This is a genomic window from Microbacterium sp. LWO12-1.2, assembly GCF_040675875.1.
GTDB lineage: Bacteria > Actinomycetota > Actinomycetes > Actinomycetales > Microbacteriaceae > Microbacterium.
This window is the reverse complement of record NZ_JBEGII010000001.1, coordinates 1,901,977-1,916,044: the sequence shown is the minus strand read 5'-3', so window position 1 is coordinate 1,916,044 and position 14,068 is coordinate 1,901,977. Positions and strand designations below refer to the sequence as shown.

The 14,068-nt window shown below is 67.9% G+C and carries 10 protein-coding genes; 5 read left to right on the top strand and 5 right to left on the bottom strand.

Going from position 1 to position 14,068, the window contains the following annotated elements; genetic code table 11:
* Positions 1 to 121 precede the first annotated feature (121 nt).
* Positions 122 to 964, top strand: coding sequence for an endonuclease domain-containing protein (locus MRBLWO12_RS09185; protein ID WP_363554748.1), 843 nt, complete (start codon positions 122 to 124; stop codon positions 962 to 964).
* A 140-nt stretch (positions 965 to 1,104) separates the two neighbouring features.
* Here the strand turns inward: MRBLWO12_RS09185 and MRBLWO12_RS09180 are convergent, their stop codons facing one another.
* The 3 genes from MRBLWO12_RS09180 to MRBLWO12_RS09170 all read right to left on the bottom strand — a co-directional run bounded on the left by MRBLWO12_RS09180 (position 1,105) and on the right by MRBLWO12_RS09170 (position 4,410).
* On the bottom strand, positions 1,105 to 2,568 hold the full coding sequence (locus MRBLWO12_RS09180) for a sensor histidine kinase (RefSeq protein WP_363554746.1): 1,464 nt from the start codon (positions 2,566 to 2,568) through the stop codon (positions 1,105 to 1,107).
* Between the two features lie 47 nt (positions 2,569 to 2,615).
* A complete protein-coding gene (locus MRBLWO12_RS09175) occupies positions 2,616 to 3,344 on the bottom strand; it encodes a response regulator transcription factor (protein WP_363554744.1) in 729 nt (242 codons plus the stop codon).
* 100 nt (positions 3,345 to 3,444) lie between these two features.
* The gene (locus MRBLWO12_RS09170) at positions 3,445 to 4,410 is read right to left on the bottom strand and encodes an acetylxylan esterase (RefSeq protein ID WP_363554742.1); all 966 of its coding nucleotides are present in this window, start codon (positions 4,408 to 4,410) and stop codon (positions 3,445 to 3,447) included.
* A 110-nt stretch (positions 4,411 to 4,520) separates the two neighbouring features.
* Between MRBLWO12_RS09170 and MRBLWO12_RS09165 the strand changes: the two genes are divergently transcribed.
* On the top strand, positions 4,521 to 8,528 hold the full coding sequence (locus MRBLWO12_RS09165; protein WP_363554740.1) for an NEW3 domain-containing protein: 4,008 nt from the start codon (positions 4,521 to 4,523) through the stop codon (positions 8,526 to 8,528).
* Between the two features lie 95 nt (positions 8,529 to 8,623).
* On the opposite strand, the gene MRBLWO12_RS09160 is transcribed toward MRBLWO12_RS09165, so the two are convergent.
* Positions 8,624 to 9,784: a mandelate racemase/muconate lactonizing enzyme family protein gene (locus MRBLWO12_RS09160; RefSeq protein ID WP_363554738.1), complete on the bottom strand. Its 1,161-nt coding sequence runs from the start codon at positions 9,782 to 9,784 to the stop codon at positions 8,624 to 8,626.
* 90 nt (positions 9,785 to 9,874) lie between these two features.
* Entirely contained in the window at positions 9,875 to 10,678 is an 804-nt protein-coding gene (locus tag MRBLWO12_RS09155; RefSeq protein ID WP_363554736.1) for an IclR family transcriptional regulator, read from the bottom strand.
* Between the two features lie 231 nt (positions 10,679 to 10,909).
* On the opposite strand from MRBLWO12_RS09155, the gene MRBLWO12_RS09150 reads away from it, so the two are divergent.
* From MRBLWO12_RS09150 to MRBLWO12_RS09140, 3 genes are read left to right on the top strand one after another with little or no spacing between them, the layout of a single operon-like run.
* Positions 10,910 to 11,842, top strand: a complete 933-nt coding sequence (locus MRBLWO12_RS09150) for a carbohydrate ABC transporter permease (RefSeq protein WP_363554734.1) — start codon at positions 10,910 to 10,912, stop codon at positions 11,840 to 11,842.
* Positions 11,842 to 12,699, top strand: coding sequence for a carbohydrate ABC transporter permease (locus tag MRBLWO12_RS09145; RefSeq protein ID WP_363558573.1), 858 nt, complete (start codon positions 11,842 to 11,844; stop codon positions 12,697 to 12,699). The genes MRBLWO12_RS09150 and MRBLWO12_RS09145 overlap by 1 nt, the downstream gene beginning before the upstream one ends.
* A 50-nt stretch (positions 12,700 to 12,749) precedes the next feature.
* Positions 12,750 to 14,063 (top strand): ABC transporter substrate-binding protein, encoded by a 1,314-nt coding sequence (locus tag MRBLWO12_RS09140; protein ID WP_363554732.1) that lies wholly within the window; start codon positions 12,750 to 12,752, stop codon positions 14,061 to 14,063.
* The last annotated feature ends 5 nt before the right edge of the window (positions 14,064 to 14,068 follow it).

Sequence of the window (14,068 nt, the reverse complement as noted above, 5' to 3'; positions counted from 1 at the left end):
GCACGCCGCTGGTAGCCTGAGCGGGCGGACCCGTCCTGCACCGAACCGGCTGGTCGCGCGATGTCCACATTTCCTCGCACCCGAGACATCGTCGGTGGCGCACGAGCGCCATGATCGACGGATGCTGACACTCGACCACGTCCTCACACACCACGGCGGGGTGGCGCGAGGGACCCTTCTCCACCAGTTCGGAATCGACCGGCGTGTGCTCGAAAGCGCCGTTCGCGACGGCAGCATCCTCCGAGTCCGGCAGGGCGTCTTCGCTGTGCGAGGGGCGGATGCGGATGTCGTGACGGCAACCGAGCATGGCGGCGCGCTGACCTGCTCACGGGCGCTGCGTCTGCACGGGATCTGGTCGCTTGAGACCGACCTCGCCCCGCACGTCTGGATGGGGGCGCACGGGCGCGTGCATCACCGGGACTGCGGATGTGTGAGTCACTTCGCAACCGGACGCACGGTGCTCGGCCTGGCTCCGCTCGAAGAGGTGCTCATCCATGTGCATCAGTGCCGGGGTGAGGAGGCGTTCTTCGCGGCACTGGAATCGGGGCTGCGGCAGCGCAGGATCAGTGCATCGGCCCGGGCGCGCATCCGCCGTCGGCTGCCGACGTATGCGCGATGGCTCGTGGATTTCGCCCGGAACGATGCGGACAGCGGCCTGGAGTCCATCGTCCGTCTGCGTCTTCACCGCATCGGTATCCTGGTCGCCTGCCAGAAGAGCATCGGTGATGTCGGGCGGGTCGACTTCGTCATCGACGGTCTGCTGCTTCTCGAGGTCGACGGGGTCGAGAACCACGATGGTCCGTCACTCCGGCACAAGGATCTGCGTCGGGACGCCTGGGCGTCCGTACAGGGGCTGGAGACCCTCCGGTTCGACTACGCCCTGGTCATTCACGAGTGGCCCCTCGTCGAGTCGGCGATCCTCGCCGCGCTCGGACGCGTGCGCGTCCGCGTCGAGGCGGTTTGACCGTCGGCCGGTACCGACCTGCAGGACGATTCGCGACGTGCAGGAGGAACTCCTGGGACATCCTCCTGCATGTCGCCGATGATCCTGCACGTCGCGGTCGCAGTCGCGGTCGCGGCAGCGACCACCGCGCGAACGCCAGGTCAGGAAGCGGAGCCGGTCGCCGCACTGCGGGCGGGGTTCAGCGGGATCCGCACCGTGAAGGTCGTGTCGCCGGGCTCGCTGGCGACGGTGATGTGACCGCCGTGGCCCTCCACGATCGCCTTCGCGATGGCGAGCCCGAGTCCGGTGCCCCCCGTCTGCCTGGCGCGGGAGGTGTCGGCGCGGGCGAAGCGTGCGAACAGCTCATCGCGCACACCGGGGTCGATGCCCGGTCCGTTGTCGTGCACGCGCAGCACCGCCTCGTCGTCCTCCTGGGAGACGCTGAGGGTGATCACGGTGCCGGCGGGCGTGTGCGTCCGCGCGTTGGCCAGCAGATTCGCGACGACCTGGTGCATGCGCCCGGCGTCGCCGACGATCACGACAGGCTCTTCGGGGACCTCGATGCTCCACTCGTGATCGATCGCCGTGGGGCGGGCGTCGGAGAGGCCCTCGAGGGCGAGCTGGGCCAGGTCGACGGTGCCGTAGACGAGCTCTCGTCCTTCGTCGAGGCGTGCGAGCAGCAGCAGATCCTCGACGAGGCGGGTCATCCGCAGCGACTGCGCCTGGATGCGCTCGAGCGACGAGGTGGTGCCTTCGATCGCCTCCTCCGGCGACTGCTTGCTCAGCGCGCGGAGCGAGAGCTCGGAGTATCCGCGGATGGAGGCCAGTGGCGTGCGCAGCTCATGGCTGGCGTCGGCGACGAAGCGCCGCATCCGCTCCTCGTTCTTCTGGCGTGCTGCGAGCGAGGTGTTCACGTGATCGAGAAGCGTGTTCAGCGAGGCGCCGACGAGCCCGGTCTCGGTGCGGGGATCGGCCTCGGATGCCGGGATGCGCTCCGTGATGGTCACCTCGCCGCGGTCGAGCGGTTGATTCGCGACACGCATCGCCGTCGCAGCGACTGCACGCAGCGGCCGGAGGCTGACACGGATGGTGACCGCCGTGGTGAGGGCAAGCAGGATGAGGCCGCCGAGCGTCGCCAGTGCGATCACCGTGAGGAGGGTCGCGAGCTGGTTCTGGATGTCGGCACGGGGTAGTCCGGTGACGACGGCGATTCCGCTCTGAGTCGAGGTGATGGCCACGCGGTAGGAGCCGACGTCATCGATCGTGACATTTGCGACGTGGTCGGTGCCGAGCGCAGCGGCGATCTGCGTGAGCTGCACAGTGCTCAGGGCCGTCATGGTTCCGCTGAGCTCGTCCTCGGCGCTGGAGACGATCACTCCGCTTGCACCGGTCACCTGGCTGAAGACCACGAAGAGGAGGCCCGGTGACTGGGGCACCTCGCCGCGGAGAACGTTGTCCACTGTTGCCTGGGTCGGCGATACCCGCTCCACCCATGAGGTGAGCGCGCGGGCATTGGCGATCAGCTTCTGATCCAGCTGGTCCTCGAGCGTCCGGCTCAGCGTCGCGCTGGTGATGACGGCGACGATGACGAGGATGAGCGAGACGAACCCGATCACGGCGGTCATGAGCCGTGTCTGCAGGCTCATCGGCCGTCGCATCATCCCCGTCGTGCTCACTGAGGCGCCTTGATCATGTAGCCGACGCCGCGAACGGTGTGCAGCAGCGGGGTGCGTCCCGCGTCGATCTTCTTGCGCAGGTACGAGATGTAGAGCTCGACGACGGATGACTTGCCGCCGAAGTCGTAGCTCCACACGCGGTCGAGGATCTGCGCCTTCGACAGCACGCGGCGCTCGTTGCGCATCAGGTAGCGGAGCAGTTCGAACTCGGTCGCCGTGAGGTCGATCTCGGTGCCGTCGCGCATGACCTCGTGGCTGTCTTCGTTGAGGGTGAGGTCGGCGACGCGGAGGATCGACTGACCGTCATCGGCGGTGGCGTGTCCGGTACGACGGATGATGGCGCGGAGTCGCGCGATCACCTCTTCCAGACTGAAGGGCTTGGTGACGTAGTCGTCACCGCCCGCTGTCAGGCCAGCGACGCGTTCGCCGACGGCATCCTTCGCCGTCAGGAACAGCACGGGCACGAGGTTGCCGGACTCGCGGAGCCGCTTGAGCACGGCCATGCCGTCGAGGTCCGGCATCATGATGTCGAGCACCAGTGCGTCGGGTTCGAACTCCCGCGCGACCTGGAGCGCTTCGAGGCCGGAGGATGCCGTGCGCACCTCCCACCCTTCCATCCGCAGTGCCATCGCGAGAAGGTCGGTGAGCATCTGCTCGTCGTCGACCGCGAGGATGCGCAGGGGGGAACCGTCGGGGCGGCGCAGTTCGGGGAGGTCGTTGCTCATGTGACCATTCTGCGGAATCTCCTATGTGATTTCTATGGAGAACGCTATGTCTTGTCTGTGAGTCCGGTCGCGCGAGACGACCGAACGTCGCGGGTGAGGGTCAGGCGAGGCGTTCGTCCGGTAGCGCGAGGAAGTCGATACCGTGCTGCAGTGCCAGTTGATCCGACAGGACCCCGGTGGGCCCATCGAGGTGCCCGGCGGCGCGCACGCTGAGTCGTCGCGGCCCGGAGAGCGCGTGATAGACCGAGAACTGTCCGCGCGGGTCGACCGCGGGGTCGAGGACGGCGGCGATGACCAGCGCGGGAATGTGCACGCGCCGGGCGGCGGTCGCTGCGTCGAAGTAGTCCACGACGGCGCGGGCGTCCGGGTGAGCGCGAAGATGCTGCCGCACGGCCTCGCCGCTTCCGGTGCAGTGCCGGGTGAGTCGGATCGAGTGGTTGCCGAAGCTCGGCACGTCGAGCACGGCGCGGCGGAACCGGGTATCCCAGGGGAGGGCCATCGCGCCGATCCCTCCGCCGAAGCTCCCGCCGCTGAAATCGAGGGCGTCGGTGACCGAGGGGGCGATCTCGAGGAGAACCGTGGCGGCTCGCCAGATGTCCGCGGCCGCGAACCGGTGCGAGTAGGTGTCGCGGTGTGTGATGCCGGCGAGGACGTGCTCGTCGGGAGATGACGGGAACCGGCTGTGCGTCCCTGCGTGCGTGCCGGGAGCGCAGGGGAAGATGGCCGCGGTGTCGGCAGGGACGCGGTCGAGGTCGGGGGCGCTGCGTCCTCCGTAGCCATGTCCGACGACGAGTCCCCGTCGCGCCGATGAGGGTGAGTGCGGGACGAGGAGGTAGGCGACCGCGTGCTCCGCGGCCGATGAGTCGAAGCGGATCTCACTGACGCGATGCGTGTCGGTGGCTGTGAGGTCGCGGGTGTGGCGCCACGAGACGGCTCCGGTGCCGAACTCGCTGAAGGTGGCGTGCCAGAAGGCGTCGAAGTCCGCGGGGCCCTCCGGTGCGGGGGGTGCCGTCATCAGGGCGCCGAGAGAGTACTCGGTCATCTCCTCGGGTCGATCGTGAGTCATCGTGCGACGTCCTTCGCTGCGGGGTGCCTGCCTGACGACGCTACCGCCGGGCGCGCGCGGTGGTCGTCGATCCATTGACATGCTCGCATATAGATTGCATTATGTGCATCATGGATTCAAAGATGAATGCGGAGCCTGATGACGGTTCGTTGCTGTGGAGCCGTCGGTCGGTGTTGCGGATGCTCGTGATCGCCGGTGTCCTCCCTCCCGTGGTGGGGGCGCCGCTCGGCGCCGCGGCGCCCGCGTCGGCGACCACCACGACCCCGGGGGCGTATCCCGACGCTCTGCGCCGACTCGCCAAACCCAACCTGGCGCTGTCACAGATCGCGCAGCTCGTGGGGCAGAACCATCGGATGACCTTCTACCGGGCGCAGTGGGACGGCGGGGAGACCATCGTCCGCGATCTCGAGGTCGCCCACGACGGCGGATGGTTGCTGCTGACCGATCCTGCTCACCGCTTCGACGAGCAGTGGATCGTCTTCGAGGGCACGCTCCCCGCCGGCAGCGCGCCGGAGCTCTACGGGCCCCTGCAGCCGAGCTGGCTGGGCTTCACCTCGCATCAGGTGCTCGGCACGCAGGCGATCGAGTTGCGAACGAGCACGGACGACATCGACCTCGTGGTCCGGTGGCGACTGGAAGGCGCGAATCCGGAAGCGCACTACGTGCTCACCGCCAAGACGGCGGGCGACTACATCGTCGGTTATCAGAGCCAGGACTCCAAGGCGCTCGACGACCTCGACGAGGTCCTGTGCGGTTCGTACCAGCATGCGCTCTCCGTGCTCGATGGCTCGGCGCCGCTCGGCGCGTGGGAACTCTTCGCTCCGATGGCGCTGACGCAGTACGCCGTGGGCAACGTCCCCGTCACCTCCGGCGTGTATCTGCCGGCCGAGGTCGCGGAGTTCGTGCACGAGCGTCAGCTGATGGCGGATCGGCAGCCCTACGGGATGAGCCTGCGTAGCGACAGCCTCGACATCGTGCCCTGCATGTACGCCCCGCAACCGGGTCTGCGCACCGCGATGACGGTCGGACAGCAGCGCGGCTTCGCCTTCGGGCTGGCGGCCCGCGCAGACACGCTCTACGGCACGTACTCGCAGCTGTGCCGCGGGGAGTACGGGCTGACGGCCTATCGTCACAACGTCTACGACCGCTCGCTGACCGACGCCGTGCATGCCATGACCGAACTCATCGCCGTCGAGCCGGACGGTGACGATTCCGTCGACTACATCCCCTCGTATTCCGGGTGGTGGAATCGGGCCAAGGGATTCGTCGACGTCGAGAACGAGGATGCGGTGCGTGCCGCGGCGAGCGGGGTGGTGCTCTCAGCGCACTACCTCACCGGCACGGCGGACAGCACGCTGTACGACCGCCGCGCCCGTCCGCTCATCGAGTACCAACTGTCGCGGAAGGGTATCGGGCACTCGCCCGTGATCGGGAGTCCCGTCTACAACGACACCACGCAGTACCGCATCGGACGGATACCCACGGATGCGGTGAACCTGACGGCCCTGTATCAGCTCACGCATGGCCGGAACGCCGGCATCCAGCGTCTCGCCGTGCAGGCGACCAAGGCGGGGACGGTCGGGCAGAGCAGGGCCCCGTTCGCGAACGCCCTGGCGACGTATCGTGCCACGGGTGACCCCGCCTACCTCGCCGAGGCGAAGCTCATCGGCTCGCGCTATGTGCAGGAACAGATACTGACCCCGTACCGCAGCAACGGGCAGCCCCCCGGCGGATTCGCGTACAGCTTCTCGAAGTACTGGGTCGACCTGCTGGAACTGTTCGAGGTCACCGGCGAGGACGAGTTCCTCGAGGGCGCGTATCGCGAGGTGCAGCGCTTCCTCACGCAGACCACGGTCAGGCCGGTGCCGGATCAGAACGTCACGGTGCCCTCCGGTCCCGTGATCACGCAACAGTACGACTGGGAGTCTCGCAGCTCGCTGCCCAGCTATCCCACCACGAGCGTCCCCACCGAGACCGTGCCGGCCTGGTACGTGTCGCCGTCCGGACTCACCTTCGAGGCGCTGTCCTCCTTCAAGCTCGGGCTCAGCACGCTCGCGAACCCCGGCGGCGGATACGTGTTCAATCCGTGCTGGGCGGGGGCGCTGTTGCGCCTGGCGCATCACACCGGCGACGCGCTGATCGCCGATGTCGCGCACAACATGGTGATCGGGCGCTTCACGACGTACCCCGGGTACTACGGGCGTCAGTTCCAGGTCGCGCACATGAAGCCGGGCTTCGCCACGAGCGGGCCGGTCGGGATCACCGGGTACTACTTCCACCACGCTCCCGCTCAGCTCGGTCTCGCGATGGACTACCTGATCAGCGAGAGCTTCTACCGGAGCGCGGGCAGTATCGACTTCCCCCACGTGTTCGAAGCGGACTTCGCGTACTTCAAGTTCTTCGCCTACGGCCACGCCCCAGGCACGTTCTTCGGCGAGGACGGCGTGTGGCCGTACTTCCCGGCCGGACTGATCGCCCTCGACAACCCTCTGATCAACTGGCTGGCCGGAACAGGGAACGACTCGCTCTACATCAGCCTCACAAACTCCGCCGGGAGCGCGCAGCAGGTGGTGGTGGATCTCTCCAGCGACCTGACCGGGCTGCCCCGCACCGCGGCGCCGGCCGTCGAGGTGGTCGCCGCCGATGGCAGCCGCTCCACGCAGGCCGCGCACAACGGCCGGATCACTGTCAGTGTGCCGGCGCGCGGGCTGCTCGCGTTGGTCGTGCGCGACGTCGAGGTGCAGAAGCCGGCGCTGCCATCGGATGACATCGTCGATCATGGGCGGGACACGTTCCACGAGGTCGACACCGACCCGGCGACCGACTACGGCCTCGCGCGGGGAATGCTGCTGGTGCGTCCCGGCGGGGACGGCTACGACGCCTACGTGCAGATCGACACGGAGGAGACGGCCACGCTCAGCTACCGGATCGGCGACCAGGCCGTGCAGCAGGCACCGGCGAAGGGCTATCCCTACGAGTGGACGATCCCGGTGGATGACCTGACCAAGACGTTCCGGTACACCATCACCGCCGGGGGGACGGCGACCTCGGAGGTCACGCTGCGGGTGCCCCCGCGGATCAGCGGACAGAACAGCGCGGTCGTGGGCGACGTGGTGGCCCAGGCGACGGGCACGGCGGGCGACCGTGTGCCCTTGGCGATCGAGGTGCGCAACGCCACGGACGAGACGATCGCGGGGACGGTGACCCTCACCCTGCCCAGCGGATGGCAGCTGGAGGGTTCCGTGCCGGCCGTCTCCGTTGCTGCAGGGGAGTCGAGCAGAGTGGAAGCGGCGGTCGTGATCGCCGCGAACGCGACGCTCGGCGAGGTCGAGGTGAAGGGTTCGCTCGCGATTCCCGGGGAGTCCGCCGTCGCGCTCAGAGCGGCGACGATCGAGGTGATCGACCGGCGCCGGCTGGTGTCGCTGTCGACCGATACCGCGATCGTCAGTGGCCCCGGTGCCACCGCGAAGCTGACCGCTGTCGTCATCAACACCGGTGTCACTCCGCTGCAGGGCACGCTCGCCCTCTACGGCACCACAGGGTGGAGTGTCGGACCGCAGAGCGCGACCATCACCGTGCCGCCGAGATCCGATCTGACCCACACCTGGACGGTGACGGCCGGTTCCGGTGTCGCGCCCGGTTCGTCGACGCGCTTCGAAGCGAGACTGGACCAGACGCTGCGCCGAGGCGTGCTGGTCCGCATCGCCGACGAGGGCGTGATCACCCACACGCAGTCGCCCTGGCCGGGCTATCTCGAGGCGGGGAACTGGTATCCCAGCGGGCTGTCGGGCTGGAACGGCACACGTACGCGGTACAGCGACAACGACTCCGTCGGCAGCACCGTGACCTGGAACGCCGACCTCCCACAGGCGGGGTTGTATCGCGTCTCGGTCTGGTATCCGACGAATGCCACGACGACGACCTCGGCCGCGTACATCGTCACGCACAAGGACGGAGACTCCGAGGTGATCGTGAACCAGACGGAGGGCGCCGCCGCCTGGCGGTCGCTCGGGACCTATCGTTACGACGCCGACGCGGTCGGCAGCGTGCGGCTCGAGGTGCGCAACACCAGCATCCATCGGGTGAGTGCCGCGCAGTTCGTGCGCGTCGGCGACTGACCCGCTCATCGGGGCGGACGACAGAACGGGTGGGTGTGGCCGGATCGGATCCGGACCCACCCACCCGTTCGTGATCGAGAGGCGAGGGGAGAGACTCAGTGCCGCACGTACTCCTGGATGGCGGTCTCGTCGACCGTCACGCCCAAGCCAGGGCCGGTCGGCACGAGGAAGCCGCCGTCGGGCTGCACCTCGAGCGGGGTGGTGAGCAGACGGTTGGCGACCGGCAGCGTGAAGGGCTGGTACTCGAAGGCGAGGAGCGAGGTGGCGCTCGCCGCGACATGCACACCTGCTGCCATCGCGATGCCGAAGGCCGCCGAGTGATGCGGGGCAACGGGCACGTGGAAGGCATCGGACACGGCGGCGATCGCGAGTCCTTCCGTGATGCCCGTGCGTCCGATGTCGGGCTGTGTGAGGCCGACGGCGCGACGCGTGAGCCAGTCGGTGAACTCGAAGCGGCTCCGCATCGCCTCGCCGATCGCGACGGGCGTGGAGAGCGAGGCGGCGAGGTCGCGGTGGCCCTCGACATCTTCCGGTGCGAGCGGCGCCTCGAAGAACCACGCGTGACGGTCATCGAGCTCCCGGCCGAGGGTCTTCGCCTCGCCCAGACGGTACGTCCAATGCGCATCGAGAGCGAGGTCCAGGTCGGGGTGCACCGCGCGGATCGCATCGTACGTCGCGAGGTCGGTGCGGATGTCCACGCCGAGGTGCAGTTTGATGCGGCGCACGCCGGCCTCGACCAGCTCCGCCGCCTTGTCGGCGCGCTCGGCATCGTCGACACCGCGGATGCCGGAGACGTAGGTGGGCAGGACCTCGGTGAAGCGCCCACCCGCCAGTTCGGAGACCGAGAGCCCGGTCGCGTGGCCCCACAGGTCCCACAGCGCGATGTCGACAGCGGCCATGGCATCGGCCTGGTGACCGGTGAGGTGTCCGCGCTCGCGCATCGACTCCGACATCCGGTGCCAGAGGGTGCGCACGGAGCGGGGGTCCTCGCCGAGGATCAGCGGGGTGAGCAGGTTGTCGACGATGGCGGCGGCGACCACCGGGGCGACGGGGGCGAGGGCCTCACCCCAGCCGACGAGGCCGTCGTCGGTCTCGATCTTCACCAGCAGCGTCTCGTAGCCGGGGGAGTACAGGCTGCGCCATGGCGGTCGGATGACGTAGCCGCGGTGCTCGACGGCGGTGTCGCCGGCGTAGGAGTTGTCGGCGTCCTCCTTCGAGAGGTAGAGCGGGAAGGTCTGTACGCGCGCGATTCTCACAAGGGTCTCCAAAGGCAGAGCGGGGCGAGCTGCCGACGGCCGGTGCCGCCGCAGTGTGGTCGAGCTGCCGCGTGCGCCGCGGCAGGGGGCTCAGAGGGCCGCGAACGAGTTCGCGGTGCGGGAGGGGCTGTAGCCGAGGGCGACGGAGATCTCGTCTGCCGCCTCGATCAGCTGCAGGGCGAGCTCCTGGTGGGGGGCGTGCAGGTCGAGCACCGAGAGCGGGCCGCTCGCCGACAGGCCCGCGACGATCTCGCCGGCGCGGTTGTGGATCGGCGCCGCGATGCAGGCGCGGCCGAAGGCGAGTTCTTCGATCTCGGTCGCGTAGCCGCGGCTGCGGGTCTCCTCCAGCGCGACCTCCATGGCGTCGCGGTCGACGATCGTATGCGGGGTGAACCGCTGGGGCGTCTGTGCGAAGTACTCGTCGACCGTGGCGCTGGGCATGCCGGACAGCAGCGCCTTGCCGAGGCCCGTGGCGTGCAGAGGGCCGGTGCGGCCGGCCATCGCGAAGGACTTCGGCGCCAGGGCGCCCTCGAAGTTGCAGAGGTAGGTGAAGGTGAACCCGCTGAGTTCGGCGACATTGACGCCGATCTCGATCTTGCGCGCGAGGTTCTGGGCGATCTGACGGGAGGCACGGAAGATCGGCGACCCGTTGATGGCGATCGTGCCCAACGAGACGGCGGCGGGGCCGAGGCGGTAGAGGCCGGTGCGACCGTCCTGCACCACGAACTTCATGCGGTCGAGTGCCGACATCATGCGGGAGACCGTGGACTGGCCGAGGCCGGTCAGGGTGCACAGCTCCGAGACCCGGAGTTCGCCCGATTCCTCGGTGAAGCAGGCGAGCAAGGACATCGCCCGTTCGACCGTCTGGGTGCCGCCCACGGATTCCGATGCCATCGTGTCTGCTCCTCCACTCTGCCGCCGCTCGTGCGACGCTGCGGCTCGTCGCCGCTGCCAGTCATCCTAATGAGAGAAATGATGCCGAGCAACACAAATGTGGGTGTCTTATGCATTTTGTGGATTTCGCATCCGCATTGTGGTTGACTAAGCGCACGTCACCGCCGACGACTGCGACGACGACGTGCAGGGCCCCGTGCGGGGTCTTCCCTTACTCGGAAAGTGAATGCAATGCCACAAGCCACCCTCGAGCGGCCTGCGAGTCGCGAGCAGGTCGAGCAACGCTCCGGGCGCCGCTCCACGCTGGGTGCGAAGGATCGCACCTTCGGATTCATGATCGCACTCCCCGCGGTCCTCTTGTTCCTCGTGATCGCGATCTTCCCCCTCGTGTCGAGCATCGGAACGAGCCTCTACGACCAATCGCTCCTGCGCCCCGAGCGCACCTTCGTCGGCCTCGACAACTACGTGGCGATCTGGGACGAGTTCTTCGCGCGCCTCGGCACCACCCTCATCTTCGCCTCGCTCTCCACGGTCTTCCCGCTCGTGCTCGGCGTCGCTCTCGCCCTCCTGCTGAATGCACGGATGCGCGGCCGCAACATCCTGCGCGGCGCGCTGATGCTGCCCTGGTTGCTGCCCGGCGTCGTCGTCTCGTTCCTGTGGGCGTGGATCTTCAACGACAGCTACGGCGTCGTCAACCACGTGCTCTCGACCTTCGGGCTCCCCGAGGTCAGCATGCTGGGGCAGCCCGTCGGTGCCATGGCGGCCGTCGTCATCGCCAAGACGTGGCACTCGTTCCCCTGGATCATGGTCGTGGCGCTCGCGGTGCTCCAAACGCTCCCCAGCGAGCAGATCGAAGCGGCGACCATCGACGGGGCGACCAGGGTCCAGCGCTTCCGCTACATCTCCCTGCCGCATATCGCCGGCCCGGTCACGCTCGTGGCGGTGCTCGAGTTCATCTACAACTTCGGCAACTTCGACACGATCTTCGTCATGACCGGAGGAGGGCCCGGTAACTCGACCACCACTCTCGCGGTCAGCCTCTACCACCTCGCGTTCGGCAGCTACGAGCTCGGCAAGGCCTCCGCGATGGGTGCCCTGTGGCTCGTCCTGCTCGCGATCATCTCGAGCGGTTACCTGCTCCTCAACCGACGACTGGAGAAGTGATGCGCCGTAGTCGCGACATCGGCGAGTCGATCATCCGCCCCCATCTGTCCATCCCCGGCCGAATCCTGCTCCTGCTGCTCGCGCTGTTCGGTCTGCTCCCCATCTACTGGCTGACCGCCACCGCCTTCACCAAGAAGGAGGACGTCTTCGCCCTGGACCGCCCGTTCTTCCCTGTCGACCCGACCATCGAGAACTTCGTCGGGTTCTTCCAGAACGACCTGCTGCTGAAGAACCTCCTGAACAGCGTCATCGTCTCCACCGGCACGGCCGTCCTCGCGGTCCTGGTCGGCGGGCTGATGGCGTACTCGCTGTCGAAGTTCCGCTACCGCGGACGCAACGCGATCATGTTCATGTTCCTGATCGGCCAGCTGATCCCCGGCGCGCTGCTGCTCATCTCCCTGTACCTGATGCTGAGCTCTGCGGGCCTGCTGTACACCTACACGGCGCTGATCATCTCGTTCACGACGTTCACACTGCCGCTCGCGGTGTTCCTGCTGAAGGGCATCATCGACGCCCTTCCCGATGACATCCTCGAGGCGGCGAAGGTCGACGGCCTCTCGCGCACCGGAACCATGTTCCGCATCGTCTTCCCCCTCGTAGTTCCCGGTCTTATCACCGCGGGGATGTTCGCCTTCATGCGCGGCTGGAGCGATCTGCTCTTTGCGCTGACGCTGGCCGGGCCCGACAAGCAGACGCTTCCGGCCGGCCTCACCCAGGCGTTCATCCGCGAAGGCACAGCCGACTGGCCGGCGCTGATGGCGGCCTCGCTGATCACGTCCCTGCCGCTGGTCATCATCTTCATCCTCCTGCAGCGCTACTTCGTCTCCGGTCTCGCCGCCGGAGCCGTCAAGGGGTAGCGATGCGCCGCTCGAATGCACGTACCCCACATCACGAAGGAGCAGTCTCCATGAACCTCTCGAACTCGCAGCTGAGTCGCCGGGCCTTCCTCGGCGGCGGCAGCGCACTGGCCGCGTTCGGCCTGCTCGCCCTCACCGGCTGTGCCACGCCGACCGCGACCGGCGTCGGCACCGGCGCCGGTGCGAACGCCGCGACCACGGCCAAGACCATCAACTTCTACGGCAACTCGCTCGGCGAGGAGGCGCTGAAGTCGGCCTGGCAGGGAATCCTCGACGGATTCTCGAAGGAAGCAGGGGTGAAGGTCGCCCCGGTGATCTACCCCTACGATCAGGCCGCCACCCAGCTCGCCCTCACCGGGCGCTCGGGCAAGCTCCTCGGGGTCGGACAGTCCGGCGGATGGCAGGTGCTCACGCCCATGAACGTCCTGGCCGACCTCACCGACCTCGCGAAGGGTCTGGGCATCCCGCAGGGTGTTCTCGACTCGTACACGATGGACGGCAAGCTGCTGGTGCTCCCGCTGACGGCGGCGGGTATCGGCATGATCACGAACGGTGAGATCGCCCAGAGCGTCGGCATCACCTCGGGCATGAGCGTGGAGAAGTTCGCCACGGCGCTCGAGAAGATCAAGAAGCAGGACTCCTCGTTGATCCCGTACGCCGCGGTCACCAAGAACCCCGACCTCAAGGACGCCGTGCACTGGATGTGGGGCTTCGGCAGCGACGTCGTCACGGATGACTTCACCTGCACCATCGGCGACGCGGAGAGCGTCAAGGCCATCACCTGGTACAAGTCGCTGCAGGACGCCGGGCTGACGCAGACGAACGTCGCCCGCAGCGACGCCCGCATCCTGTTCGCGAGCGGGCGGGCGGCGATCTACGACGATGCGCCTCTCGCATCGACCTTCGTGAAGACGAACGGTGCAGCGCAGAACATCATCGACAACATCGGTGCGATCTCGCGGCCCACCTCGGGTGGCAAGGACTCGTTCAACCGGGCCTGGGGCAGTGGACTGTTCGCGAGTGCCGGCGAGGGGGAGCTCACGAGTCGCGACTTCATCCTCTACGCGGCGACCAACGTCGAGGCCGCGACGGCTCTCTACGAGAACTCGGCCGTGGCGCCGGCGGCCAAGAGCGTGGCCGATCAGATCCCCGCACTGGCAGCGGACAAGTTCCAGCAGGCCTTCCGCACCGAGGTGTCGGAGCACGCCAGGGGAGCCGCGTGGGACCGTGTGGCTGTCACGGCGCAGATCGACGCCGCGATCGGTGGCGGTGTCGCCACGATCCTCGCCGGTCAGGTCGATGTGCAGACGGGGCTCAACGCGCTGAAGAAGGAAGTGCAGGGACTGCTCGACTCGAACACCTGAGTCGC

Excerpts from the sequence above, each read along its gene's own strand:
- MRBLWO12_RS09185 (WP_363554748.1), top strand. The coding sequence starts at position 122 with ATGCTGACACTCGACCACGTCCTCACACACCACGGCGGGGTGGCGCGA.
- MRBLWO12_RS09180 (WP_363554746.1), bottom strand. The coding sequence starts at position 2,568 with ATGACCGCCGTGATCGGGTTCGTCTCGCTCATCCTCGTCATCGTCGCC.
- MRBLWO12_RS09175 (WP_363554744.1), bottom strand. The coding sequence starts at position 3,344 with ATGAGCAACGACCTCCCCGAACTGCGCCGCCCCGACGGTTCCCCCCTG.
- MRBLWO12_RS09170 (WP_363554742.1), bottom strand. The coding sequence starts at position 4,410 with ATGACTCACGATCGACCCGAGGAGATGACCGAGTACTCTCTCGGCGCC.
- MRBLWO12_RS09165 (WP_363554740.1), top strand. The coding sequence starts at position 4,521 with ATGGATTCAAAGATGAATGCGGAGCCTGATGACGGTTCGTTGCTGTGG.
- MRBLWO12_RS09155 (WP_363554736.1), bottom strand. The coding sequence starts at position 10,678 with ATGGCATCGGAATCCGTGGGCGGCACCCAGACGGTCGAACGGGCGATG.
- MRBLWO12_RS09150 (WP_363554734.1), top strand. The coding sequence starts at position 10,910 with ATGCCACAAGCCACCCTCGAGCGGCCTGCGAGTCGCGAGCAGGTCGAG.
- MRBLWO12_RS09145 (WP_363558573.1), top strand. The coding sequence starts at position 11,842 with ATGCGCCGTAGTCGCGACATCGGCGAGTCGATCATCCGCCCCCATCTG.
- MRBLWO12_RS09140 (WP_363554732.1), top strand. The coding sequence starts at position 12,750 with ATGAACCTCTCGAACTCGCAGCTGAGTCGCCGGGCCTTCCTCGGCGGC.